25 protein-coding genes and 1 pseudogene are annotated in these 24,514 nt (G+C 46.8%); 1 reads left to right on the top strand and 25 read right to left on the bottom strand.

Features of this window, described 5'->3' with window-relative positions; translation table 11 throughout:
• Nucleotides 1–5: 5 nt before the first annotated feature.
• The 5 genes from FRY98_RS23460 to FRY98_RS23440 all read right to left on the bottom strand — a co-directional run bounded on the left by FRY98_RS23460 (nucleotide 6) and on the right by FRY98_RS23440 (nucleotide 4,069).
• Nucleotides 6–1,436 (bottom strand): contractile injection system protein, VgrG/Pvc8 family, encoded by a 1,431-nt coding sequence (locus FRY98_RS23460; RefSeq protein WP_148456695.1) that lies wholly within the window; start codon nucleotides 1,434–1,436, stop codon nucleotides 6–8.
• A gap of 4 nt (nucleotides 1,437–1,440) precedes the next feature.
• Nucleotides 1,441–2,073, bottom strand: coding sequence for a hypothetical protein (locus FRY98_RS23455; protein WP_148456693.1), 633 nt, complete (start codon nucleotides 2,071–2,073; stop codon nucleotides 1,441–1,443).
• Between the two features lie 15 nt (nucleotides 2,074–2,088).
• Nucleotides 2,089–2,862, bottom strand: a complete 774-nt coding sequence (locus FRY98_RS23450) for a DNA and RNA helicase (protein ID WP_148456691.1) — start codon at nucleotides 2,860–2,862, stop codon at nucleotides 2,089–2,091.
• A 286-nt stretch (nucleotides 2,863–3,148) separates the two neighbouring features.
• Entirely contained in the window at nucleotides 3,149–3,697 is a 549-nt protein-coding gene (locus tag FRY98_RS23445; RefSeq protein WP_211373353.1) for an RDD family protein, read from the bottom strand.
• Between the two features lie 78 nt (nucleotides 3,698–3,775).
• The gene (locus FRY98_RS23440) at nucleotides 3,776–4,069 is read right to left on the bottom strand and encodes a DUF6809 family protein (RefSeq protein WP_148456689.1); all 294 of its coding nucleotides are present in this window, start codon (nucleotides 4,067–4,069) and stop codon (nucleotides 3,776–3,778) included.
• Nucleotides 4,070–4,614: 545 nt separating this feature from the next.
• Between FRY98_RS23440 and FRY98_RS23435 the strand changes: the two genes are divergently transcribed.
• Complete coding sequence (locus FRY98_RS23435; protein ID WP_148456687.1) at nucleotides 4,615–4,821, top strand: helix-turn-helix domain-containing protein; 207 nt, start codon at nucleotides 4,615–4,617, stop codon at nucleotides 4,819–4,821.
• Between the two features lie 319 nt (nucleotides 4,822–5,140).
• On the opposite strand, the gene FRY98_RS23430 is transcribed toward FRY98_RS23435, so the two are convergent.
• The 20 genes and pseudogenes from FRY98_RS23430 to FRY98_RS23330 all read right to left on the bottom strand — a co-directional run bounded on the left by FRY98_RS23430 (nucleotide 5,141) and on the right by FRY98_RS23330 (nucleotide 24,490).
• Complete coding sequence (locus FRY98_RS23430; RefSeq protein WP_148456685.1) at nucleotides 5,141–5,623, bottom strand: immunity protein YezG family protein; 483 nt, start codon at nucleotides 5,621–5,623, stop codon at nucleotides 5,141–5,143.
• A 4-nt stretch (nucleotides 5,624–5,627) separates the two neighbouring features.
• Nucleotides 5,628–5,867: pseudogene (locus FRY98_RS23425) on the bottom strand (DNA/RNA non-specific endonuclease); the annotation flags it as partial.
• Between the two features lie 267 nt (nucleotides 5,868–6,134).
• A complete protein-coding gene (locus FRY98_RS28695) occupies nucleotides 6,135–6,461 on the bottom strand; it encodes a helix-turn-helix domain-containing protein (RefSeq protein WP_211373352.1) in 327 nt (108 codons plus the stop codon).
• A gap of 217 nt (nucleotides 6,462–6,678) precedes the next feature.
• Entirely contained in the window at nucleotides 6,679–7,161 is a 483-nt protein-coding gene (locus FRY98_RS23415) for a hypothetical protein (RefSeq protein WP_148456683.1), read from the bottom strand.
• Between the two features lie 27 nt (nucleotides 7,162–7,188).
• Nucleotides 7,189–7,863: a hypothetical protein gene (locus FRY98_RS23410; protein WP_148456681.1), complete on the bottom strand. Its 675-nt coding sequence runs from the start codon at nucleotides 7,861–7,863 to the stop codon at nucleotides 7,189–7,191.
• 433 nt (nucleotides 7,864–8,296) lie between these two features.
• Nucleotides 8,297–8,563: a hypothetical protein gene (locus FRY98_RS23405; protein ID WP_148456679.1), complete on the bottom strand. Its 267-nt coding sequence runs from the start codon at nucleotides 8,561–8,563 to the stop codon at nucleotides 8,297–8,299.
• A 406-nt stretch (nucleotides 8,564–8,969) separates the two neighbouring features.
• Nucleotides 8,970–9,458, bottom strand: a complete 489-nt coding sequence (locus FRY98_RS23400) for an SMI1/KNR4 family protein (protein ID WP_148456677.1) — start codon at nucleotides 9,456–9,458, stop codon at nucleotides 8,970–8,972.
• Between the two features lie 43 nt (nucleotides 9,459–9,501).
• Nucleotides 9,502–9,921, bottom strand: a complete 420-nt coding sequence (locus FRY98_RS23395) for an SMI1/KNR4 family protein (protein ID WP_148456675.1) — start codon at nucleotides 9,919–9,921, stop codon at nucleotides 9,502–9,504.
• The gene (locus tag FRY98_RS23390; RefSeq protein WP_148456674.1) at nucleotides 9,912–13,235 is read right to left on the bottom strand and encodes an HNH endonuclease; all 3,324 of its coding nucleotides are present in this window, start codon (nucleotides 13,233–13,235) and stop codon (nucleotides 9,912–9,914) included. The genes FRY98_RS23395 and FRY98_RS23390 overlap by 10 nt, the downstream gene beginning before the upstream one ends.
• A 31-nt stretch (nucleotides 13,236–13,266) precedes the next feature.
• Nucleotides 13,267–13,908 (bottom strand): DUF4280 domain-containing protein, encoded by a 642-nt coding sequence (locus tag FRY98_RS23385; RefSeq protein ID WP_148456672.1) that lies wholly within the window; start codon nucleotides 13,906–13,908, stop codon nucleotides 13,267–13,269.
• Between the two features lie 3 nt (nucleotides 13,909–13,911).
• Nucleotides 13,912–14,433 carry a hypothetical protein gene (locus FRY98_RS23380; protein WP_148456670.1) on the bottom strand — a complete coding sequence of 174 codons (522 nt, stop codon included), beginning with the start codon at nucleotides 14,431–14,433 and terminating at the stop codon, nucleotides 13,912–13,914.
• Nucleotides 14,434–14,470: 37 nt separating this feature from the next.
• Nucleotides 14,471–15,604 (bottom strand): pentapeptide repeat-containing protein, encoded by a 1,134-nt coding sequence (locus tag FRY98_RS23375; protein WP_148456668.1) that lies wholly within the window; start codon nucleotides 15,602–15,604, stop codon nucleotides 14,471–14,473.
• A 26-nt stretch (nucleotides 15,605–15,630) separates the two neighbouring features.
• Complete coding sequence (locus FRY98_RS23370) at nucleotides 15,631–17,184, bottom strand: contractile injection system protein, VgrG/Pvc8 family (RefSeq protein WP_170287162.1); 1,554 nt, start codon at nucleotides 17,182–17,184, stop codon at nucleotides 15,631–15,633.
• A gap of 51 nt (nucleotides 17,185–17,235) precedes the next feature.
• Nucleotides 17,236–18,009, bottom strand: a complete 774-nt coding sequence (locus tag FRY98_RS23365; protein WP_148456664.1) for a DNA and RNA helicase — start codon at nucleotides 18,007–18,009, stop codon at nucleotides 17,236–17,238.
• 208 nt (nucleotides 18,010–18,217) lie between these two features.
• Nucleotides 18,218–18,772 carry an RDD family protein gene (locus FRY98_RS23360; RefSeq protein ID WP_148456662.1) on the bottom strand — a complete coding sequence of 185 codons (555 nt, stop codon included), beginning with the start codon at nucleotides 18,770–18,772 and terminating at the stop codon, nucleotides 18,218–18,220.
• Nucleotides 18,773–18,805: 33 nt separating this feature from the next.
• Complete coding sequence (locus FRY98_RS23355) at nucleotides 18,806–19,366, bottom strand: RDD family protein (RefSeq protein ID WP_225039808.1); 561 nt, start codon at nucleotides 19,364–19,366, stop codon at nucleotides 18,806–18,808.
• 20 nt (nucleotides 19,367–19,386) lie between these two features.
• Nucleotides 19,387–19,920, bottom strand: a complete 534-nt coding sequence (locus FRY98_RS23350) for an RDD family protein (protein ID WP_148456660.1) — start codon at nucleotides 19,918–19,920, stop codon at nucleotides 19,387–19,389.
• Between the two features lie 69 nt (nucleotides 19,921–19,989).
• Complete coding sequence (locus FRY98_RS23345) at nucleotides 19,990–20,493, bottom strand: RDD family protein (RefSeq protein ID WP_148456658.1); 504 nt, start codon at nucleotides 20,491–20,493, stop codon at nucleotides 19,990–19,992.
• A gap of 27 nt (nucleotides 20,494–20,520) precedes the next feature.
• Nucleotides 20,521–21,060, bottom strand: coding sequence for a hypothetical protein (locus FRY98_RS23340; protein ID WP_148456657.1), 540 nt, complete (start codon nucleotides 21,058–21,060; stop codon nucleotides 20,521–20,523).
• Between the two features lie 772 nt (nucleotides 21,061–21,832).
• Complete coding sequence (locus FRY98_RS23330; protein WP_148456653.1) at nucleotides 21,833–24,490, bottom strand: acetate and sugar kinases/Hsc70/actin family protein; 2,658 nt, start codon at nucleotides 24,488–24,490, stop codon at nucleotides 21,833–21,835.
• Nucleotides 24,491–24,514 lie beyond the last annotated feature (24 nt).

Here is a 24,514-nt window from a genome sequence, read left to right as displayed (position 1 = left end):
CGATGTTAATTGGTCCTCAACTCCGTGCCGACAATTTTCGTATTTCCATTTAATAAGATTTGGCTTTCTTTACAGGACATTCGAATTTCTTCTTTGGCGGAAAATACGATCGACTGATCCGCGTTCATAACCAAATCTTGTGGAGTATTCAACTGAATCGGCAAGCTGCTGGAGATTTCGATGCCATCTTTTTCGCTCAAACGGATAAAAATCTCACCGTCTTTCCCTGTAATTACAATTTCTTCCGGACTGAACATGAGTTCTTTCCCGGACGGTGTACGGAAATACTTAATATTCGGGTTACCTAGTTTATCGCTCCCACTCTCGCCCGCTTGAGTTCTCATTGAACTTGTCGCAAAACCATCTTCCTCTTTATTTCCTGGAAAATAGATTCGCACATGATCCCCTTTCTCGGGCATGCAGTACCATCCGGTGTTTCCTTCTGCCGTATACATCGAAGAGTAGCGGAACCAATGCGCTTCTTCAGGTTTTTGCGAAGCATCCATATCCAAATGCAGTTTTACTTTATCTTTGGTTACATCGATCACTTTTCCTTGAATCGAGGCCCCTATAATCTGGTCATTAAAATAAGTGGGTTGTCTAAGCCCCTCTCTTGTACTCAAAATATATCGATGCGTAAGTAAACCGTTCTTCATCACGGTATATGCTTCAAATACATAAAGCTGCTTCCCTTTGAATTCAATGGCGTTCCCCAAATCGAATACCTTAGGAGACTCAACCTCGTAATATACAAAATCATCTTCCGCCACTTTTAAATTAGGCTTATGAAGGGCTAAACGATAGGCATCCATTCGCTTGCGGACTTTATAATTAAAATTAGAAAGTTCTCCTTTAGAGCTGCCATCCAGCAATCCAAAACAAACCTTGGGCGTGTCAAATCCAGCTGCCGGCATTAAACCCGTCCGAAATCTTGAGACGATTCTTCGCAAAAACTGCCAATCGGTCTCCTCATATTGAAGCGTGAAATGACCTAATGGGGTCTTTCCATCCGTGGCAGCATCCAAAATGTCAAGGTTTGGGTACTCAGATGTCATAGTCTCTAGCAACTGGGTGTAGGTCATTTTTTTATTCTGGAAGGACCTGCGCTTTTTCTCTAAATCAAGCAGATAGGTGTAGGAGATCCCCTCCACATTCAGATAATAAATATCGCGAACCGAGCTTATCGATATCTTTTGAATCAGGCCGCAGAATAACGGGGCACTCTGCCCTTCCTCATCCATCTGGCTAATCACGACGGGTGTATCGGATCTGCTCATGGAAACGTAACTATCCTTTAGCTCTTCGGGGATCATTCCTTTAAATGTGAAATAGGCATGTTCATTGAACTTTTTCGTTATCGTCAATTCTTGTAAATTGACCAATTCAAAAGGACTGATTTTCAGTTGGTGATAGGTCAGAGCACTATCGTTCCCCATCAGCTTACCCCTCCTTTACAAAGCGAATAGAGTCCAGCATACTTTTTGCAACAGGTCTCCAAGCCTCTTTTTCCTGATTCAAGCAATTGAAGGTTACCAAAAGCAAAGTGCCTTCCAACTCCGCAAAAAAGAACAGATTGTATAAATTGGCGTTTATCACGGGGGTGACAAATTCGAAATATCCCACCTTCTTCTCCCCCAACTCCCGCACCCCTTGTTCGATCCATTCGATAATTTTTTGGGTCTGCTTGAGGATCTTGGACATCTCTTCCATCAAACCGTCAAATTCATCCGCCTTAATGGTGTCGGCAGTATGATTGAAAGACAGGTTGACCGTGTTCTCCCCGTTGGTCAGAATCAGCTTTGGCCGATGCTCCGAAGGATACTTTTGAGAAGCCATTTCGGGAGTCATTTCATGAAAGGTCTTCGGTACAGTCACGATAAGCCGATCATCAAGTATGGATCTTTCTCCAAAAGGAACCCGCTCTCCATTGATAACTATAAGCGGCTGATTTAGGTCGGGTTGTTCCGAAGTCTCCGGTCGTATTTCTTCCTTCAAACCTTCTCCCACCGGTTCCTCAGCATCCAACCTTTCATTCATAGCAGAAATGATTTTTGTATCCCAATACTGTTCCACTGTGATTCCCCTCCCCTAATCCACAATCATGCGCAAGCTCCCGCCCGCGCTCATCCCCAGCCGCTGGCCGCCGCCGCGGGTGTTGTCGAGGATGCGCGACAGGTACTTGTGGATTTCGATATTGCTGTAATCCTTGTACGCGGTGCCGAGGCGGTTTGCGATGTAATGCAAAATGACATTCCGCCGGATCGCCCCCTCGTTCAAGCACATCATGGCAAAAGAGAAGTCCTGCGCTTCTCCGCCCCCCCGCCGCATCATCTCCTCCCCAAACATCCGCAGGATCACCGGGGAAACCGTGCTCTCTCCATCCGCCGCGAAGCGTACGTGCAGCAGGTTAACGGTGTTGTACTCCGTGGCGAGGTCGCGGAAGTTCTGGTAATCCTGGCGCAGCCGGGCCCCTTCCTTCAGCTTGAAGCGGCACAGTTCAAGCTCGGGAGACCCGGACTCTCCGGGTTCGGTCAGCACGATTTCGCTGGGGTGACTCACCCAGTCACTGTCCTGCTTGCCTTCCCCAAACCGCACCTTGACCGCCATTTCCCGCCCGGTGGCCCGGTACGCGATCTCGACCGGATGGTTCAACAGATACAGCCGGTCCTGGTGCTTGAGTATGCCTGGGGCAATCGTCAGCGTGTCGCGCTCGACCCGGATCGTCGCCCCGGTAATAATGCCGTCCGCATAGTCCTGGTAGGCGATATCCAGGGCCTCGCGCGGGAAGTCGCGCAGGTTTTCCAGCATCGCGGTTTTCAGGATCCGCCCTTTTTCAAACTTCGGGAATAGATGGTTAAACAACGGCTTCGCCTCCTTTCGCGATTTTATATAAGTTGAACTATTGATTTGCATGTAAGGCAGCCGTGTGAAATGTTCTTCCGATCGCTGTTCACAAAGGCGAGCGCAGCCGATGCTTCCGAAGCAGCTTTCTTTGCAGAAAGCTTGTAGCTTCTCCAGAATCATTTCACACTCTTGCCTAATTGCTGTTTCCTTAATTCAACTTATTTAGCTACTCGCGCCCGCACCAGTTCCTCATAAGCCTGGAACCAGGCGCTATCCGGGTGGGGGGCTGGGCTGGTCCCCCTCCTCACGCTATTTTCGTAACCCCGTCCATATTCTTCTCCGTCTCGGCCAGATAAGCGGCGAGCCGCTCCTTATCCACGACATACGCCTTGGCCATCTTATCGTGGAGCCCTTGCCGATGTTCCGTGAAGATCACCATTAGGTAGCCGATGCAGAGAACCAACGAAGAAATGATTTTGCCAAAATACCGCCCGCTCGCCTTCCCGAACGAAATCCGTTCATTCATCTCACCGACCACGATGCTGCCGATGGCCAGCTTGCCTACCGTCGCCTGCAGCTTGGATGATTCCATCGCGGCATAATAGAGCCAGGAGAGGATTACGCTCAACACAACCGCAAATTTGAAAAAAAACCCACTCTCAAAAAAAATTCCGCCGATCGCCTCTAAATCGACATCCATCCTTTCGCTTTGGTTTAGAAGGAAGTCGTAGTACAGCGAACGAAAATTCAGAAACCCGATTAGAAATACTTGCAAAATAAACTGGATCACCAGCACATCAATGAGCCAGGCGATTACTCTTTTTCCAAAACTAATCCCCCTGAAAAGTAACAAAAAAGCCTGTTCCTACTAAACAGAGTAGAAACAAGCTTTTGGTAAATCGCGCACTATCTAAGTTCATGTTACTGTAAATTACCCCAATCCATTAAGGAGTTCTTCCTTAGCCGCATATATCTCTATCATCATTAACGCCCCAAGCTGAAATCCATTTATGAAGGTAGATGTGGCATGCATCGACTCCGACTGGCTGCGTAACTCGAGCATCGCTTCAAGCTGGTTAAAATCATCATTAGATAGTTTCTCTTTCCACATTCCCATGGCCTCGGATACTCTTCTGCTTATTTCACGGTACTCAGGATTCGTAGGAACGATATTTTCTTCTGGACGAATTTCACCATAATATAGTGCCTCCAACATACTTTTCATTTTTCATCTTCTCCTCGTATCGATTGCACCGCCTGAAAAAGAAAACTTATACATTGATAGTTTAAATGTGCGAACTGCCTCTCAGAAATTGCCGGGAGAAAACGGAACTCCATTGGTAGGGTCGCTGCTTCCTTTTCATAGTTCGATTAAACCTCGTTTTTTCGTAAAAGTAATATTGGCATAACTCGGTGGTTTCACTGTGCCTGGTCCAGCCCTCCGTTATACATTTCGTTTCGGATTATTGGAAGGGACCCAAGCTTCTTTATTTTTTCACCTCCCGAATTTATAATCGATCCAAGGAAAACTATATATAATTGGGTACTCTTATAACTACAGCATCAATTAACATTGAGGCTTGATATGATAACTTATCCCTGTAATGATAATTGGACTTATCCATTTATATATATCATTTTCGATGTTACGATATAACGTTATTAAGTAATTTCATTTATATTATAATTACGTTATTTCGTAATGTCAATATCGCATGATTGCGTCATATATCGATTTATTCTATGATTAATTTTTAGAGGGGGAGTCCTATGCATCTGATTATTCGGTTGAGTGATATTTTAAAGGAACGTGGAATGACACAAAAGCAACTTTCAGAACTCACAGGTATCCGACCTGCGGCAATTAGCGAAATCTGTAACAACCAGAGAACCTCAATAAATCGTGAACATATCGAAAAAATTGCTGATTGCCTCGGCATACACGATGTTGGAGATATTATCCGTCTTGAAAAATAAACTACTGCTTTAATTATCACGTTGCTCGGATATAAGCATCTGTATGGGGCGTAGAGTCAAAGGCAATTCTTATGCACATACTCTAGAAAGCCTAAAACCTTGCGTTCTCAGAACTATAAAGTGACCAGGACGGTGGGGGCGCGTACGACTAAGCTAAGACAACAAAAAAAGGTCAATCATGCTGGTATCTGGCCATGATTGACCTTTGATATGTAACAAAATACCGCTATTAAGTTTAAATTTTATTATGCCGTCACGTTAATGAACTAGATTAATATGGGCTAACAAATAAAGCAAATAACCCCTATAGTTGTAATCTTTAGTTATTATTATTTTCAAATTCCTTCATTTTATCAATTTTAATCCTATCACTTTCGTCTTGCGGAATATTATTCAGGTACTTACTTTCCCAATACTCCAACCTATCTGAGGGGCCAAAGTTAGACTCTCCCCATTTTGTATAATCGTATTCAATCTTTAGTTTTCCTTCAGATGTCAGTTTCATAGTTACTGAGAACCAAGGCTCTTGTCCATTTTCTAAAAATACATTCTTTAGATCGTTTGTAACTTTTAATAACTTTCTCATCGATTTTTTATATACTTCTGAATTAATATGATATTTCTTTAAAATATCTCGACAATAAATATAATCATGCTTGTTTTTTGGTTTGAAGAAAAAGAAAACTCCTCCTTCTCCATTTTCCACCTCACCATTAAAATAAAAATCTTCCCAGTCCTCTGGTATCAATTCATTTATTGTTTCCGCTATCTCTCTATATAGAACATTCATCTGCTGTTCCATCCCACTAACCTCCCGCTTGATTTAGTATTGTTATAGTAACTTCCTTTTTATTTCCAATTTGGTAGGTTACTTCAAATAAATCCGGTCTCAACGAATCCCCTGAATAGACTGGTTCAATTTTTACTGTAACCCTTTTAGGTGGCACTTCTTTTAGAGCATTTGCCCACTCTGTTTCCATTTCAAACCAATTACCACCACTTCGATTAATCTGACTATTCTGAGGAACAAGATTATCAATATCTTTTGGTCCTTTAAACTACGCTCCTATTAAGTTGACCCCATCATCTTCTTTTTTCTATAGCATCTTGTTACACTATGATAGTTAACAAAAAAGGTCAACCTTGGTGATATCTGACCATAATTGACCCGTTGGGTGTAAAGGAAAAACGTTAGTATAGATTTAAAATTCAAGCATTTGATATAACTAAAAACAAAAAGAAGAATTTTCACAAGAATTACATGGGCTATATGTAATTTTTGTTGAGTGGATGGGTTATTCCGTACTGGTAGTTTAACCAAAAAATTTTGCAGTATCATCCTGCTTTTTATCCAACAAATCAAAATCAATATACTTCTTTACTAATTCATCATATTTACTCTCAGAAATCATTACAACATAGCCTGGACTAATGGTGTAGCGAGCTTCAAACCCTACATCGGCTGGCTGTTTCTGCTCCAGCATAGCGGCTAATTGGATGCGTTGCTCTTCTGTGAGCTTAGGTGGTTGTCCAGGGGAGGAGTGTCCCATTTCCAGTCCGGACAGACTCTGGGTTTGATAACTTTGCCAATAGTTATTGATGATTTGACGAATGTCAGAGTAAATTACCGATCTCTGCAAAGGTATGACCCTCTAATCGCAGTCGTACGGCTAGGTACCTTTCGCAAAACCGTTTATCAGATGTTTCTTTCATGGCTAAGTTTAAGCACTCGATTTCTTCGTTTTATTTTTTTTATCGCCACCTTGGGTTGATCTTACTGTTAATTACCCGATTTGGTGGTTGAAGTATAAAAGTTCATTTTTTAATTGCGCTCTATAAGGCTATCGAAATTCAAAATTATATATCGTTAATATCAAATGGTTCGTTTTGTGAACGGCTTAACCAGTTACGAACTGGAAAAGATCCTACATTAGTAACATCAATAAAACCTGACCTAACTATAAAATGTACGCCCTTCTCGAATAATCTTATTATTGGATCATAAATATCTAAATACTTGTGAACTTCTTTAATTTCATCTGATATTACTGATAATTTTAAATATGATTTAATCAAATAATATGCATACATGTTATTATTCACATATTCAAGCATTTCTCTAGAATAAAACTTCTCTGTATCTATGTTGTTTTGAAAACCCAATTCATTGGCAATATCAATGACAAAAGGATTTTGAGGCATTACGTTATGGGATACAGAAAAAATAGCCATTCTTCTCAAAAACTCTGCCATTAGTTTCGAATCTTCTCGTGTACCTGCTGTACCAAGAGTTGTCAAATTTACTTTATTTATTCTTTCTATTGCTATTTTACTATACATAATCTTAACCACCCGACTTATTTTGTATTAGTAGCCATTTGAGTCTTTTAAAGCTCTGTTAAAGCTGAATTCCGGATCATTCATAATCCCTGGAAAAGAACCTGGCTGTGCTGGTGCTGCGAAATGAGCGCTCTTGCTGGGATCAGGAAGATAATCGCCTGAAATAGGATCATATGTGGACACATCTCTTAATGGCCATCCTTGATCCATTAATACTTTCTCCCCCAATTCATGATCAGCCATTTTTCTGAACCACTCTTTCTGAGCAACAGTTAATTCTTGCTTTTGAGCGGTTTTCCATGCACACGCTAAATCAACATCTGCTTGGAAATAGCTTGTCGAATAACTCTTACCATCAAAAGATACTTTATCATGTAAATCCAGAAAAACATGCTTTTTCATATTAATAACTTCTTGTTCTGTTAATCCTGTATTCTTTGCAACAGTAACAACATCATCTAAACCAACTTTTCTTATTTCAAAATAATTTTCTAACAATGCTTGGTATCCATGGCCTGGTGCTGGTTCAGGTATATATTTTCTCATTCCATCAGTATAAGGAGTAAATTCACCCGTCCCCTCAGGAGGATCTTTAGGTGGAGATGGTGGATCTACTTCATGAGGCTTAGGTTTAGGCGGAGTACCACCATCTCCGCTCTTACTAAGCTGAATAAACGGTTTATCTCCCTTACGCTCAATCAAGTAATATTTTCCAAACATGTTATCCAGTTACTTTTTGAACAACCGCCTCTTGCATGCTTGTATTGTTTAGTTTATTGCGGCGAAAATAAATAAACCACAACACGGCGGTGAAGCTCGCATTGTGGCGTTGTTGTACAATTTTACCCTTACATAGTGATCGGATTTACATTTTTTATAAATTGCAACAACTTTAACTATACGCTATGTTCAATCTGCACTAGATAACTACCAAGATTTTTTCTTCATGACTAGGTATCAAATGAGTTCCAGCGATTTTTATCTACAAGAGCTTGAATGTTACAAAAATCATAAACTTCTATCATACGCTTTGTTATGAGAAAGCCATCACCTTCGTCAATCTCTTCCTGAGTATATTCCTCTTCTTTTAATGACCAAGTAATTATAGTCTCCACATGAATTTCCAAATCAGTTATTAGGATACTACGAATCTCATTCCAAATAGTTTCTTCTTCCCTTTTTTTTTAAGTGCTTCTTCATATGAAGCCACAATAATAGCCATAAGAGCGTACTTTTCATCTACACTCCAATTATTAGATCTATAACCATGAATAAATTCTTGAAGTCTAGAAGGATCTGCAACTATAATTTCCCAGTCAATGTAATGTGCATCTGATAAATCAAATTTTTCGATAAGATTAATTCTTGCCTCTGGTGTAATTCCTATCGGATATTTGTTCATTTTATCACCTTTCTGGCTTTGTAGGATGGCTACTATTGTATGGATATGCACTTGTTATACTGTTGTCCTCTCTAACAATAATTGCTCTATCTGCTGGAACCTTTTCTCTTGTTCTCAGGAATGATATCCCTCCAACATTACTGGACAATTCTATGTGATAAACTCCCGGTCCTTGTTTTCCAACTTCTGATATTTGTAGAGTATGCATGACCAAATGTGGGCAGACTCTTTGGTACATCCCATTTCCAATTTGAATATAAATTAGGGAATATAACATTCTGAGTTGTTATCTTAAATAGGCTAATAAAAAGATGATAGCCGTTTTACCAACTATCACCCTGTCTTCAATATTCAATTCGATTTAGTTTGAAGCTAATGCTTTGTATTTGTCACATTCATTTGGAACTTACTGATTTGCAATAAATAACCCATCAATAAATTCAGTAAAACTACTTGCAATAAATCTTATAAACTCTGATTCTAGTTCAATTCCCTTTTTAATATAATCATCATATCCCAAATCAAAATGGAAAACAGACCCTTTATTCTCACCCTTTACCGCCATACATACGATATTTTTTCTTGGAGTCTCTCCAATTGGTAAGAATAAATTTTTAATGACATTACTTTTTGTATATAGTAGATAGATATTCTCGAGATTAGATGTTGTTTCATCTGTAAGTGGAAAGAAGAATAGAATCGATGACTCTACTTCACCTTCTTTTGTGGGATCATTAGTAAGAAATCTTCTTTTAGGCCCTGTTTTTCCACCATTGTTTATTAATAAAAATTGTTTATAATCATCCGGTAAAATCAAATCATACTTCTTCTCAAACTTTACTAATTTTTCTGCAGTAGTTGATGAAAAAGTACTTTCAATTTCAAATTTCCCCATTAATGATCACCTTTTTTATATTATTTATTAATTTCTTCATCGACTAATGTAAACTATCCAAAAGCTCAGAAAATGAATCACATATTTCTATTATACTATATTCATCAACTTCCTCATGATCATAAAAAACAATCGTTGGCTTCTCTTTATTTTTTCTAAAATCAAAACAAATCTGATTACCAAAAGGATCAGTTGCAAATGGAAATATTCCTAATGGTATTTCATCTCGAATAAATTCATAAATAACAACAATATTAGGATCACTAGTAAAACTTAGCAAGTGGTCTATAACCCCCTCGCCGCCATCTTTATAATAAAAGATATTTGGTGAAGGGTGACCTCCATTATTTTGAAAAACACATTCCTTAAAATCTTTCGGAAATGCAATATTATAAGTTTTTTCTACTTTTCCAATAACCGCATCATTAATTTGTCCCACCACTCGTTTCCATGTTACTCCCAATTCAGTCTCTCCTTTAATTCACTTATTATTTGTCTTTTTAGTTTCCCACTTCTTGCTTCTTTGCCTCCACCCCAGTAAGCTCTTCCTCCAGTATGTGAAGCCAAGTGTTCAGTATAATCAACTAATTGCATTTTTCCAGGATCTTGATGGTGATGCCAAGTAAATCTATCTGGTTTTTCACCTTTTCTAAAAAGTTCAAGTTCCGCTTCTGTGAATTTTTTCTTTAATTCTGGATCCTTCATTGCTTTTTCATAAAGTTGTTTTGATAAATAGCTAAACTGCTCGGAATCTCCAGCTAAATAGAGGCTTTTAGGTAGAGTTGTATCGAATTGAGAGTTGAAAATCGCATGTCCATCTTGGTCATATTTTACCTTTATTTCTTTACCACCTTTGTCAATGATATATGTGACTGTTCCGTCATCATTTTCTATTTTCTTCTTATATTTTTTAGGTTCTACAGGCTTCCTAGTGTAAGGCGGTAACCTGTCAACTGCATCTTCCATTGCCTTGTCAACAGCTTTATCAAACTCCGATTTTGTAAAATTACTCGTCCCCCCACTCCCACTACTAAACCAAACCTGCGGCCCATCGACAAGCTGGCTGGTAACACGACCGCCTGTCCCGGCTAATTCTAGGCCGCTTCGTCCAAAATTGGCTGGGTTGAAGCTTGACTTCATGTCGTCCATAATACTATGGGCCTGTTCCAGCTTTGTGCCCACCTTGTCCAAGCCTGCTCTGACTGCTGGATTCTTGATATTTCGCAACATTTCGTTTCTTGTTGATTCCACCGTTAGGTTCATTACGTGCCGTCCTACTGACTTCGCTATAAATGCAAGGTCAATGACCGCTAAAGCGTCCCCTGTCGTATCCAAAAGTTTCTGGGCTCTATCCAGACCTGGTGTGTTATATTCCCCGTTTTCCAATTCCTGCAACTTCATGGAGCTGACGGCCATTTGACCGATCCCCCAAGCCCCGTTCAAAACTACAAACAGGTAAATTGATGTGCCTCCTGAGGGAATAGCTGTTATAAGCACCGCAATTGCTCCAAAGACCATGTTCCATTTCGCTTCTGTCTTCTGCGGACTAATGATGAACTGCTCGATGAAATAGCGGGAATAATAAATCGGCTTGCTCTGGTCTTTACTTAAATAATCCGGTTTTTTGGGAACCACATACTCCAGATTATACCAGTCCGACATGGCTGTCATCAATTGCTCGCCAAGGCTTGCCGTACCGGATTTCATTTCTGCTTGTCTCTCTGCGATTCTCTCCGCTTGTCTTTCTCGCTCTCGTCCAATGGCTCGCAGCATCGACGTTTCTTCCTGTAACGCTTGAATTGAGTTCTGATTAGTCAGGCCCTCCATCCATTCCGGATCATTGATTCGTGCCTGTTGCTCCACAATTCGTGCCTGTTGCTCCACAATTTGGGTCTGTTGCTCCACATAGGATTTGTAAAAGTCATCATAATCTTCCCGCTCTTTTTCCTTTTCTTTCTTTGACTTTTTCTTTTCCTCCACGGGTTTCTCCCGATGAATCACCTCATAGTGAAAAGATAAGGCCTCTTTACTTTGCTTGGCTACCCAAGTGGTGGAGGTCTCTCTGCTTCCCGGCTCTTGACGGATTCGCTGCCTTATCCGTTCCCTTACCCCATCTACTTCCTCTTGACTTGGCTCAGGTTCAGGAGGCTCCGGCATACCTAATGCGTAATCGATTAATCCCGGAACGTACTCAAAGACTTCTTTGGCTACCGTCCATCCGTTTCTCTCCTTTTCCTTTTTCTCCTCCATATATCGTTTCAGTTCATCTGACATCAGCGAGTCAACATACAAATCTTCAATATCCTGTTCATTCAGCATATCAAGCAGGCTCATTGGAGTGATATTCATATTAATTTCCGGGGCCCGGATCTTGGTCTTATGCTCCATTACCTCAATCATTTGGTTACCTGCATAAACTGAAATGATAGAGTCCGCGCACATTTTAATATAATCCGGCATCCTATCCTTACTGCCGAGCTCCAGGTCATTGGCCGCCACGATTAATATGTTCTCATCCGATTCCAGGGTAATATCATCGGCATTCAAATGAAGTCGTACCGTATTCTTTTCGAACAATACGCCATCTTCTCCGAGTTCCATCTTGGCATTGCCCGGTACATGGAACACTTTTGTGGTGGGCTTTTGAAATACAGTGCGTCCTTTCATTTCCTCGTGGCGTCCTCGGACTGCATTAATCGCAATCGCCTTCTTCTCTTCGCCGCCGGGAAAATAGACGTTAATCCGTGCGCCTTCCTCCGGTAAGGCGTGAAACATATTGTTCCCCTCTGATGAATACGGAAACCACCAGTTCCCACCGTTATCATGTTCTTCGTCGATATCCAGATGGACCTTCACCATATTGTTGGCGCGGCTAATGACTTTTCCACCTAAAGATACCCCTTGTATACGATGGTTTTGCTGGACCCGGCTGCGTATTCCCGACCGTTGTACAAGTTTGTACGCATACGTCACAATGCCTTGGTCATAACGCATATCCGCACTATAAACTACCCACATTTGGCCTTTAAAAGAAACGTTATCTCCGACCTGGACATATTGACGGCTCGTTACTTCGTAGCTGACGTAATCGGCGGAATTGGTTCGTGTATCACTGTAACCCACGTGGGTCTGTAAATAAAGCTCCCGATCCTGGGTCATGGTGTATCGGTACACATGGAGCTGCTTCCCCCACGAAAAGTCGGGGACGCCAAAATATACCCTGGGAGCGTCCAATACCACGTCCGGAAGAATGACCGTACCTACCAAGGAAGCCACACGCTTCATAAACTGCCAGTCGGTTTCCTGGTACTGGACAAGGAGCTTTCCGATCGTTGCATCAGGTTCGGTAGCCTCGTTCATCGCATCCCCGTCTTTATAAGGAGCAACGAGTTGTTTGATCAAGGAGGTATACGTTAAATTTTTATTTTGATAGGATCGACTCATCCGTTGATGGTCCATATCATATGTACGTGAAATTGCCCTAACGGAAACATGCCATATCCCATCTTCCACATCCATATCGACTGCCGCTATTCCACCCGAGAACCAATACTCGGTCCCCTCCGGGGTTTCTCTGCGAATATGAACCGTATCCCGCATGCTCCCCTTTTCCAAACACGCCATCGCATGTTCTTCAGTCATAACAATGGATAAATTGCATTGGGTGTGCTCATTAAATTGGCGATCTACGTGAAGATTGCGGACTGCCGTAATGGGATAGGGAAATTGGATATGAAATCCGGCCCCTTGATACACTTCTTGTTCAGCTTGGGACATAGGTATTCACCCTCTTTCTTCTCCTTGATCCTTAACCCCGCTGGTCCATTAATTCGCCAGGTACAGGTTCCATCCCGTTGCTCAACAATTTGATTTCGCCCCCATAGAGGCATCTTAGGCAGGACTTGCTTGTCAATGCGGGCACGCCATTGATTTTTATTTTCTCGTGTCCGTTCTCCCATTCTCCTCCCGCAATATCTAAGCCAAACGGGCTAAAAAATATCTTTGGCATAATGATAGGAACGCACGGATATAACCGATTTTCGTCTCCTTCCTTAGTCACACCGGTGTCGGGGTCATAGTCCTGCATTTTCGGTTTATACGGTACCCCTACATTTCCGACTTTTAAGGGATGAAATTCCGACCGGCAATACCCGAAGGAGTGCAAATTTCCCTCTACTTCCGGCTTTGGTTCACGATAAGGGACTCCAGCAAGCTCCTCACTCTCCGATGGCGAAACCTTGCAATCTTTCACTGTCATGATGGGGTTTCCATTCAAAAACACCCCGTTTTTTTCAGTTTGATTCAGGATATCCTCGTGAGTTCCTTTCGAACAGTAGATATACGCCCCTCGACTTACAAGTGTGGTTTTTCGCCACGCCGCATTCATTAATTCATCCACCACGGACTGCTTCAGAAAATTACGGTTCGTTATTTTGGCTTTATCTGCCATGATTTAATCACACTCCTTAAGTTGAAGTCGTTTCACCGCTACCCCGTACAAGCCCGCTCTTAAAACATGCTCGGCCACATCCAACCGAACGACAAGATACCTTTTACGGTGATAGGTCACTCCAAAAAAGGGATAGTCAGAAATATCGCCCCTCCGAAGGCTAAACCCCAATGCTGCATTACTTCGTTTCAAGTCATCTGGAGGAATGGGGGCCATAACCTCCACTTCCCGCATGTTGAGCAAGAAGTAATTTAACTGCAAACCGTTCAAGGTTTTATCCATGATGGAGACTGTTTTGTAAGCCATTTGGGAGTCATATTTCGTCAACAACCTACGCAATTCATTGGCTACCAGCAAGGTTGGCTGCTCAAGCATACACCCATAATCCCTGACTCCTTCGCCATGCACCTCAACCAGTTCATTATCCTCAGCAGCCTCGTAGCCCTGCTCCAGACGTGGGGAACAAACGAGTCCCACGGCCAAATGATCCAACCGTTTATCGCGCTCTAACACGAAAAATTCCATAGCCTCTCCTTCCTGGCAGGTAAGATTCCCCTCCGTATCAAGACCATATAATGGACGAATACTGTTCTTCTGAAAGATGAACCCTTGATTCATCCTCTTTTAGCATGCGGCTGCCCGTAAGATTGGCGCCTTGAAAATCAACCCCATCCAAAATAGCCCCACGAAAATCCCCGGCAATGTAAGCACTGCGAAAACTTGCATTTGTCAGATCCGCCCCTGTGAACTTAACAGGATAAAGCCCAAAATATACGGCATCTTCTTCATTCACGATATTTACGGGAGCTATGACTTCATCGAACCGGGCACCGGACAACATTGAATTTGTAAAATCCGCGTCAAACATCGCACTGCCGGTAAAATCGGCATTCCGAGCCTCACAAGCATCAAGTCTACTTCCTAGCAAGGAGGCACGGGCTAGGTAGGTGTCTGTCAGATCAACCTGCTGTAACCAGGTATAATTGAGATTGATCCCTTCATAATTCATTTGTGACAAGTCGACCTTTGTTATATGTTCATGCACATAATCATGGGGAAGCTCTCGCGCCAACCAGGCTTTGATCGATTTTTCCGAACGTTCTATGGAATTGCAATAGTATACGGATTCTCCTATGGTATGATCTCCGTACTCACCGACCACCATTTCAAAACCCTCGCCTCGTTGAAGAGATTGAAAAGACGGTAGCACCATAATACGTGGAACAGCATATCGAACGGCATGTACCATATAATTGTGAAAAGAAAATAGCTGACTACTTCGCCAATTTTCAAAGAACCATGGCTTCAGTAAGCCCATATAAACCCGTAGTTGGTCTTCACAGTTCCTATTCCAAGCTTCATAGAATTTATAAATCCAAGTCGCTTGGTATCTGAAGGGCGTCATGCGGAAGATAGGTATAGAATGTTCGTCCACAGCTTCACACATATACTCAAATACTCCTTCAAGCAATGAGGTCCTGAGCAGGGAGACACGAATCATGGTACAGGCTTGCATTTTACCGGCTGCTTGTTGCTTCACAGCATCCTGACATACTTCATCGATCTGCACCGCTATTTCGGCGGCGATTTCCTCAATAGCTTGGCCATAATAGGTATGTAGTGCCGTCACTTGATCTAATCGTGATGGGATGACCGTAGTTTTTAGAAAGTGATCCCATGCTTCTTTTTTATCCATATCGACCCTCCGTTCTGCCAAAACACCTACTCTTCCATAACTACTTCCACACCTTTGATCTGGATTTGCCCCTGATCCAGCTTAATCCCCGAAGGCCCGTCTTTCGTAGACATCTCAATCTGATTGCCCAGCAGTACGATGGAATTCGCGGCCATTTCAATCTGCTTGCCTGTATGCAGCGAGATTTTGTTGTTACTGTTTAAAACTAAGGTGCCTTCATTCATTAGTGAAATCCAAGCCCCTCCTCCTGCCCCAATAATTGTAATTTTGTCCTTCTCAAACTTAATCTGCTGTCCATAAGGCGTCATGATAAACTTCGTATCCGGGTTTGCCATTAAATCTTCCTTCAAATCCTTGTCATAGTGCACAATAGGCTGAAGCTGCTCGGTTTTCACAACAGTATTCGTCACCGTTTTTGTGTTGGATCCTACACCAGCACCCGCACCAGTCCCCGAAGCAGCCCCCATTGCCTCGGCCGGCAACTTTTTGCGCACCGTACTAAGTGCGATGCCTTCGGCTTCTTTGGCCCCAGGGAAATAGATCCGCACATCATCGCCTTTCTCCGGCATGCAGTACCAGCCCGTCTGATCCTCAGAGGCGTACATAGTGGAATATGGGAACAAGTAAGCGGTCTTCGTATCCCAATCTTGATCGTATTCGAGCTGTACCTTGACTTCATCCCGTACAACATCCTTGACCTTCCCCTGAATGGAAGCGCCAATAATTCGGCGATTATAGGATTTGCGCTGATAGGCCGCTCTCTTGGACCGCAAGGTATAGGTGTGTGTTAATATACTCCGATGCATTTCCGTCAGGACTTCACTTACGTGCAGTTTCTTCCCCTTGAAGGTCACCATGTCCCCAAGCTCCAGCACCTGGTCTGTCACGATTTCATAGCAGATGAAGTCCTGCTCTGTCAGGGAAGCCTGCTCGTTATCGACAATATTTTTGTAGGCGAGAATGTCCTTATACACCCGATAATGAGTTGCCTGAATTTCCCCCACATCCTGATGTTCCGGCACTCCCAAATAAACACAAATTCTGCTTTGGGCTACTGAGGGTACGAGAGGTGCGTGATAATGCGAGGCCAACCGTTTGAGAAATTCCCAATCCGTCTCTTGATATTGCAGGGTAAAGCCGCCCAGTTTTTTTTGCTCTGTAAAAGTATTGAGCAGGCTCGCTCTTTCGTAGGTTTTAAAAATATGCTCCATGACTTCCGGAATCTTCATCGCGGCGTTTTGATACGAACGATACTGAGGTTTGATATCCATCCCATACGTATGCGATACCGCCTCCGCTTCCAGCCAATACGCATCCCGGTCTACGCGGACATGCAGCTTCAAAATCAAGCCATGGAACAACGTATGTACTTTGCCCTTGTGATCGGTGTAGTACATTTCAACCGGAAGCTGTTCGCTTGCCATCTTGACATACTTCTCTTCCATTTCCTCCGCGATGATTCCCGTAAAACGAAGCCGCGCATGGTCCTGAAACTTCTTCTCCAGTTTTAGCTCCAACAGCTTCATCTCAAACGGCGCGATCTTCAGCGTATTATAGTCGACAACCAATGAAGACGACATTCCACTCATCCCCTTTATACGATCGGATTTTTGTTCACAACGCGCGTTCCCCTAATCCACAATCATCCGCAAGCTCCCACCAGCGCTCATCCCCAGCCGCTGGCCGCCGCCGCGGGTGTTGTCGAGGATGCGCGACAGGTACTTGTGGATTTCGATATTGCTGTAATCCTTGTACGCGGTGCCGAGGCGGTTTGCGATGTAATGCAAAATGACATTCCGCCGGATCGCCCCCTCGTTCAAGCACATCATGGCAAAAGAGAAATCCTGCGCTTCTCCGCCCCCCCGCCGCATCATCTCCTCCCCAAACATCCGCAGGATCACCGGGGAAACCGTGCTCTCTCCATCCGCCGCGAAGCGCACGTGCAGCAGGTTGACGGTGTTGTACTCCGTGGCGAGGTCGCGGAAGTTCTGGTAATCCTGGCGCAGCCGGGCGCCTTCCTTCAGCTTGAAGCGGCACAGTTCAAGCTCGGGGCTCCCGGACTCCCCGGGTTCGGTCAGCACGATTTCGCTAGGGTGACTCACCCAGTCGCTGTCCTGCTTGCCTTCCCCAAACCGCACTTTGACCGCCGTTTCCCGCCCGGTGGCCCGGTACGCGATCTCGACCGAATGGTTCAACAGGTACAGCCGGTCCTGGTGCTTGAGGATGCCCGGGGCAATCGTCAGCGTGTCGCGCTCGACCCGGATCGTCGCCCCGGTTATAATGCCGTCTGCATAGTCCTGGTAGGCGATATCCAGGGCCTCGCGCGGGAAGTCGCGCAGGTTTTCCAGCATCGCGGTTTTCAGGATCCGCCCTTTTTCAAACTTCGGGAATAGATGGCTAAACAACGGCCTCGCCTCCTTTCGCGATTTTATATAAGTTGAACTATTGATTTGCATGTAAGGCAGCCGTGTGAAATGTTCTTCCGATCGCTGTTGCTCCCAGATTTCTTATTTAAATTTATTAAGGTAGAAATCCGGTCACAAAGGCGAGCGCTACACTTCTCCAGAATCATTTCACACTCTTGCCTATTGCTAATTCTTTAATTCAACTTATTTAGCTACTGCGCGCCCGCACCAGTTCCTCATACGCCTGGAACCAGGCACTATCCGGGTGGGGGGCTGGGCCTTCCTGGCCGAACTCCAGCACAGATTGATTCACCACGAGCGTACCGGTCACCAGGTCATGCAGCGCCTGCTTTTTGGCGGTGAAGCCCGCCATCATGTAGCCGATGCTCACCGTCAGGATGGATAGGAATCTGGCCCAATACCGCCCGCTCGCCCGCCAAAAAGACACTCTCCCCAGCCGCTCGTCCACGACCACCAGACCCATGATCTTTTTGCCGAATGTGGACCGGAGCGTCGAAGCTTCCATGATCGCGTAGTACAACCACTTAAAGATGATGAAAGGCAGGAACCCCACAAATATTTGCAAATAAAGCCGGATGGGCGGGAGCTCTTCCAAAGTCACGGGGGCGGCCGTGATCGGCCACCACCCGAACAGCTTTCGAATGACGATGATCAGAAGACCGAAGACGACAAAGAGGATATACGTCGCAATCCCGTCCAAAAAACAGGCGCACAGCCGCTTCCAAAAGCCCGCATACAACAAGGTACTTCCTCCTTTCCAACTCTATCGATTCCCTTAGCCCTCAGGGGTTATCGCCCCTGGACCGGCGTTTCCCGGCAGCGGTTGGTTCCGCTGGGCAGCGTCATAGGCCTCGGCGATTTCCAGCATCCGCTTATCGACCACATATGTCCCGGCGATCTTGTCATGCAGCGCCTGCTTCTTTTTCGTAAAAGCCGCCATCATAAAGCCGATATACAGTGTCAAAAGGGACACGATCCGGCCCCAATACCGCCCGCTCGCCCGCAGAAAAGACACCCGCTCAAACCGCCGGTCCACGACCACGATGCCCAGCGCCATTTTTCCCAATGTAGCCCGGCAGGTGGACGATTCCATAAACGCGTAATAGAGCCAGCCGAAGGAGAACAAGAACAGGAAATGCATAACCAGACTGATGAGCCCGTAAAATTCATAGGCCCCGGAGATCCCGAGCCGTTCAAACGCAGCATAATAAATGCTGCTGATACTAAATTCCAGCAACAGCAGAAACAGATTAATGATGATCCCCGCTACATAACAAAGAATCCCATCCAGCAGATTCGCGCAAAATCTTTTCCAAAAACCCGCATACAAACGCAAGCCCTCTCCTCCTTATCCCCTCACCCGACCTTTACAACGTCCTCCATTTGCTTTTGCATGGTGGTCCGGTAAGCGGCCAAATGCTCTTTATCCACGACATACGCCTTGGCCATCTTATCGTGCAGCCCTTGCCGATGTTCCGTGAAAGCCACCATCAGGTAGCCGATATAGAGGATGAGGGAGGAAACGATTTTACCGAAAAAGCGACCGCTCGCCTTCCCGAACGAAATCCGTTCGTTCATCTCACCGACCACGACCCCGCCGATGGCCAGCTTGCCTACCGTCGCCTGCAGCCTGGATGATTCCATCGCGGCATAATAGAGCCAGGAGAGGAGTATCCCCAGCACCGCCGCAAATTTGAAGAAAAACCCGCTCTCAAAAATTCCGCCGATCTCCTCTAAATTCACATCCATCCAGTCTCTTTGGCTTAGAAGGAAGTCGTAGTACAACGAACGAAAATTCAGAAACCCGATTAGAAATACTTGCAAAATAAACTGGATCACCAGTGCATCAATGAGCCAGGCGATTACTCTTTTTCCAAAACTAATGTACATTGTTGTCTCTCCTTTAAATTGTTGTCTCGTCTCGCAAGTTTCGTCTTGCCGGGAATGTACCCGACTTAATCAATCTCCCCAGTTAAAGCCGGTCATCCGCCCGCTCCGAAGGTCGCCCTTGGCTTCCACTTCTTCCCGGATCTTATGAAGTTGGAGCTTTTCTTTGTGGACGACATAGGAAACCGCTATTTTGTCATGCAGCGCTAGCCGTTTGTCCGAAAAGATGGCCATGATATAACCGAGGCTCAAGATGAATCCGGACAAAATCCTTCCCAGATATCTCACGAAAGCTTGGCCGAAGGATAACTGCTCGTGACTCCAGTCGACCACCACGATCCCCAGGAGCATTTTCCCTAACGTGGCCTGGTATTTGGAAGATTCCATCAACGAATAATATACGCACTCGCAGACAAGCGTCAGCAGCATCGGGAGTCCCGGTGCCAGTAGATTTGAAGTTTCGGAGAATAGCTGCCCGGGAGAGAACCAGATCAAGCTGAGCAGCACGCCACCCAGTCCGGTAACCAAGCGGTCAACCGCCATAGCCCAGTACCTTCTCCACAACACGTTATACATCACTTCTCAACTCCTCTCCCGGCCACCTCACCGCGTCCACTTTTCCATTTCGGTCCGCTTCTCGTCCAGCGCCTCTTGCGCCTCCGCGCAGGCGTCCCTTCCGATCTTGCCGCCGATCCGTTCGATCAGCTCCGCCGCTCCCCGGATTCCGGCCGGAATCCGCACGGTCCCGCCAGCTCCCTGCAGCAAAAACTGCCCGCCGAAAAACCGGGTGTACCCCACACTTTGCAGCTCCCCATAATTCAGCATCCGGCGGCCGCCCAGCGTGCGCACCGCGAGCCAGTGCTCGCCGGCCTTGGCCCGAAAAATCAGGTGCTGGACCACCTGAATGAACAGCAGGAGCGCTCCCGCCGCGATCAGATAGACTATCACCTCAAACTCCTCGCGCGCCTCATCCGCCAACAAGATCGGAAGTGCCGCCGCACAGATCAGGAACCCAAGCAGGCAGGAGACCAGGACGAAGCGGGACTTTTGCAGCAGCAGTTCTCCCTCAGGTCCTCTGGCTGCCGGGAGAAACGGCTTTTTCAGCATGTTTCGAACGATCGTTCTTATGAACCATATATTCATCGACCAAATCCTCCTTACGTTGCTTAGCCGATCCTTAAACGGAACCTCATAATTTTCCAAGAAAATATGTATTTTGAGGTTCGGCGACGGAGTCTCTCGAAACTCGAAACCGTCCCACCCCCTGTTCCCGCAAGTCCAGCCAATCCTTATGTACTACATAGGTTTTTGCCATCCGATCTAAATTCGCTCCGCAGAAGCTAAACCGGACGAACTCAGTCTTCACTCTCCGTTCTAACGGAAGCCATAGCCGCTATTTCCACCAAATCGGACGATTTAAAATTCTAATGGAGATAATAGCCGCTATTTCCACCGAAACCCGTCGTTTTGAGCGCTTCTGAGGCAAATAGGCGCTACTGCGTCCGTTAGAATCCGAAAAGTGTGTTTTATGCCGAAATAGCAGCTACTGTGTCCGTTAGAATTCCGGGGCTTCGGCGATAGCGCACCAGCGAAAAAAACAGGTATCTCACAGCAGAACCGGACCGGTTGCTTGGGTTGCTCGGGTTGCTTGGGTTCCATCGGCTCCGTCAGTTCCATCAGTTCCGTCAGTTCCGTCAGTTCCGTCGGCTCCGTCGGCTCCATCGGTTGCATCGGTTGCATCGGTTGCATCGGTTGCATCGGTTGCATCGGTTGCATCGGTTGCATCCGTCTCAGCTTTCCAGCATCCGCTCATCGGTTCCATCGTCCGTATTGCCACCCGCAACTACACCGGCAGCGAACTTCACTTCCCCGCGCCTATCCTACCGGCTACAAGCAAGCCGGCGCCACCGCCGCCCTACTTCATCCCGTCAAAAAAATCCTCCCCCGACCGCTCGCCCTCGAACGGGAACAGCTTTTTGCGGCCGAGGTGCAGGCCTTCGTCGAGGCGCGCGATCGGGAGCACGTGGAAGCCCCATTGGCTGTCGTCGGCGAAGACGAAAAACTTCGTCTCCCCGTTGACGATGGAGTCGGTGTCGTCCTGCGGAATCCGGTCCCCGTAGACGGCCCGGATGTCCTCGTACTTGACCGCCTCGTAGCGGTCGGTCCGGTTCGCGTACACAAACCGGTGCCGCAAATCCCCGCGGCTGCCGCGGAGCAGGAACTCGACCTCCTGCGTCTGATACGGCCGCGAGATGAAGCCCAGCCCCTGGCTGCTCCGCTCCAGGCTGCTGATCAGCACGACCTCGCGGCGGTCGTGCGTGTACGCGCTGACCGAGTAAGGGATGACCGCCGCGTGGCTCGTCAGGCTCGTCTCGATCCGGCCTTCCTTCTGGGCGTTCAAGTAGCGGATCGCCCCGCGCAGGCAGGCCAGCTTCAGCTCCGGCACCCGGCCCTCGGCCGGCTTTTGACGGAACTCGATGCTCCGCCCCGGCACAAACTCCTTCAGCGCTTCCCGGAACACGTCGATCCGGCACGATTGCCCCGTCAGCTTGATGATCGAATAATCCCCGAGCGCCCCGCTGCGGTAAAACCCGTCCAGAAACTTGCGCACGATCTCGTAAATGTCGCCCTGGATCAACTGCGTGATTTCCTTGATGTTGAACACGACGTTCGGGATCTCGTATTCATCCTTAAGCTCCCCGCCCCGGTACACCGACAGAAACCAGCGCTCCATCGTCATAATCTGCAGATCGTCGTCGTCCGCCCCGCTCAGCTCCGCGTCGAACCGGTTTCGGAGAATCCCCGTTTTGCGGAAAAACTCTTCCTTCATCGCCCCGGCGATTTCCCACAGGAAAAAGAAATTGCCGCGCACCCGCACATATTCGTCCCGCGAACGGCTTTCGTACCGGGCAAACGCCGTCGGAATCACCGCCTCGGCCTCCCGGTATCTCCGCTCCAGCTCGGCGTAAACCGCTTCGACGCCCCGCTCGTCGATTTCCCGGAACAAATCGTTGGCCGGAATCCCGATCAGGTCGTCGATATCCGTCACCCGGCGGCGGCCGTTCGTGTAGTACTCGGCGAAGACGATTTTCATAAATTGCATGATTCGGTATGTAAGATTGTTGCCGCCAAAATGCGTATCCCCGTTTTCGTAGCTCGTATCCAGCGCAATTCTGTAAGACATATGGCCGTCCTCGATCCGGAAGCGGCAGGAGGACAGATCGGTCGTTCCGCCGCCGCAGTCGATCACCAGCGCCTGATATTCCGCCCCCTCCGTGAAAACGCCCCGCTCCAGCCCGTCCTCGATCGTGTTGTACAGCACCGCCATCCCCTCGTCGAGCGCGTGGGTCTCCTCGATGTCATATTCCTTCAGGATTTCCTTGAACATGTCCAGGTAAGGGGCTTTCATCTTCACGGGGGAGGACAGGTGCAGCTTTTTGAATTTGCACTTGAATTGATGCTCCGCCAGGGTGATCACATACTTCAGGTAAGCGCGAATCAGCTCGCTCCGCGGCACGGTCGCCGTGTTCCCTTCACCGTCCATGATCTCCACGGTCCGCTCGTAATCGTGGACCCAACGCTTCAGCCCCTGGAACACGGACGCCCGGCTGCTGTAGCTCCCGCGCCGGATGCCGAGCAGGGCCTCGTACCCGAACTCGTACTTCACCGCCGCCGGGTTCGAGCAGTCCGCCACGCGGATCGCCGTCGGCAGCGCCTCGGTCCATTCGGGCACCCGGTAAGACGGGTCGGGGAAGCGCACGAAATTCACCTCGTTCAGGCGCAGGCGCCCGTCGGGCCGGTCCGAAGAAAGACCCGAAAAATGCTTTACATAGCCCGGGTACAAAAAAGCCCCCGCCGTCGTGTTCGATGTCCCGAAATCGATCGCCAGCACCGCGTCCGTCCGCTCGAGTTCGCGGAGCTCCAGGTCGGCCAGCGGGATTTTGAAGTAGGGCAGATGGGCGGGTGGCGGCGCCTGTTCCCGGTAGTACGTCGTGTACACGTAGTCGGACTCGCGCTTCCGCAGGAACAGCAAGCTGTACTGGCGGTTGGCCGTACGCACCCATTCAGCATCGCTGTCCGCCGCCAAATAATAGCTGCCCGAGCCGCCTTCCTCATCCTTGTGCAGTTGAAAAATCCCGCACAGCTCCTGGTTGTCGTTGACGAGCAGCACGTTCGATTCCGCGAACCCGGCGGGCGCCTTCACCTTGTACCCGTCCGCCCGATCCACGGCGATGCCGGGGTAGATCACGATCCGGGCGGGCACCGAGATGCCCCCGTCCCCTTGCAGCGGCGACTGCAGCGACCGCTTCATCATGCGCTGCACCCGGTCGAACCCGCCTTCGCACACCCGGCCGATCCACTTGTGCTCGTCGGCTCCCAAATATTTCAGAATGAGACGGATCAGTTCCTCGCGGTCCAGCCGCTGGCTCATCCCCTCGACGAGGCGCTCCCGGTAGCAAATGTTCCGCAACTGGTAGGTCGTCATCTCGACCAGCGCTTCCCGCGTGTAACGGACCGCGCCGCGCACCCGCTCTTGACTGGTGGAATCGGTATACAGTTTAAATCCTCTCATGTGCACAATCTCCTTTTCCCGCGG

Source organism: Paenibacillus faecis (genome assembly GCF_008084145.1).
In the GTDB taxonomy this organism is placed as follows: domain Bacteria; phylum Bacillota; class Bacilli; order Paenibacillales; family Paenibacillaceae; genus Fontibacillus; species Fontibacillus faecis.
Note: the sequence above shows the minus strand (reverse complement) of the source record. Positions and strands in the feature narration are given on the sequence as shown.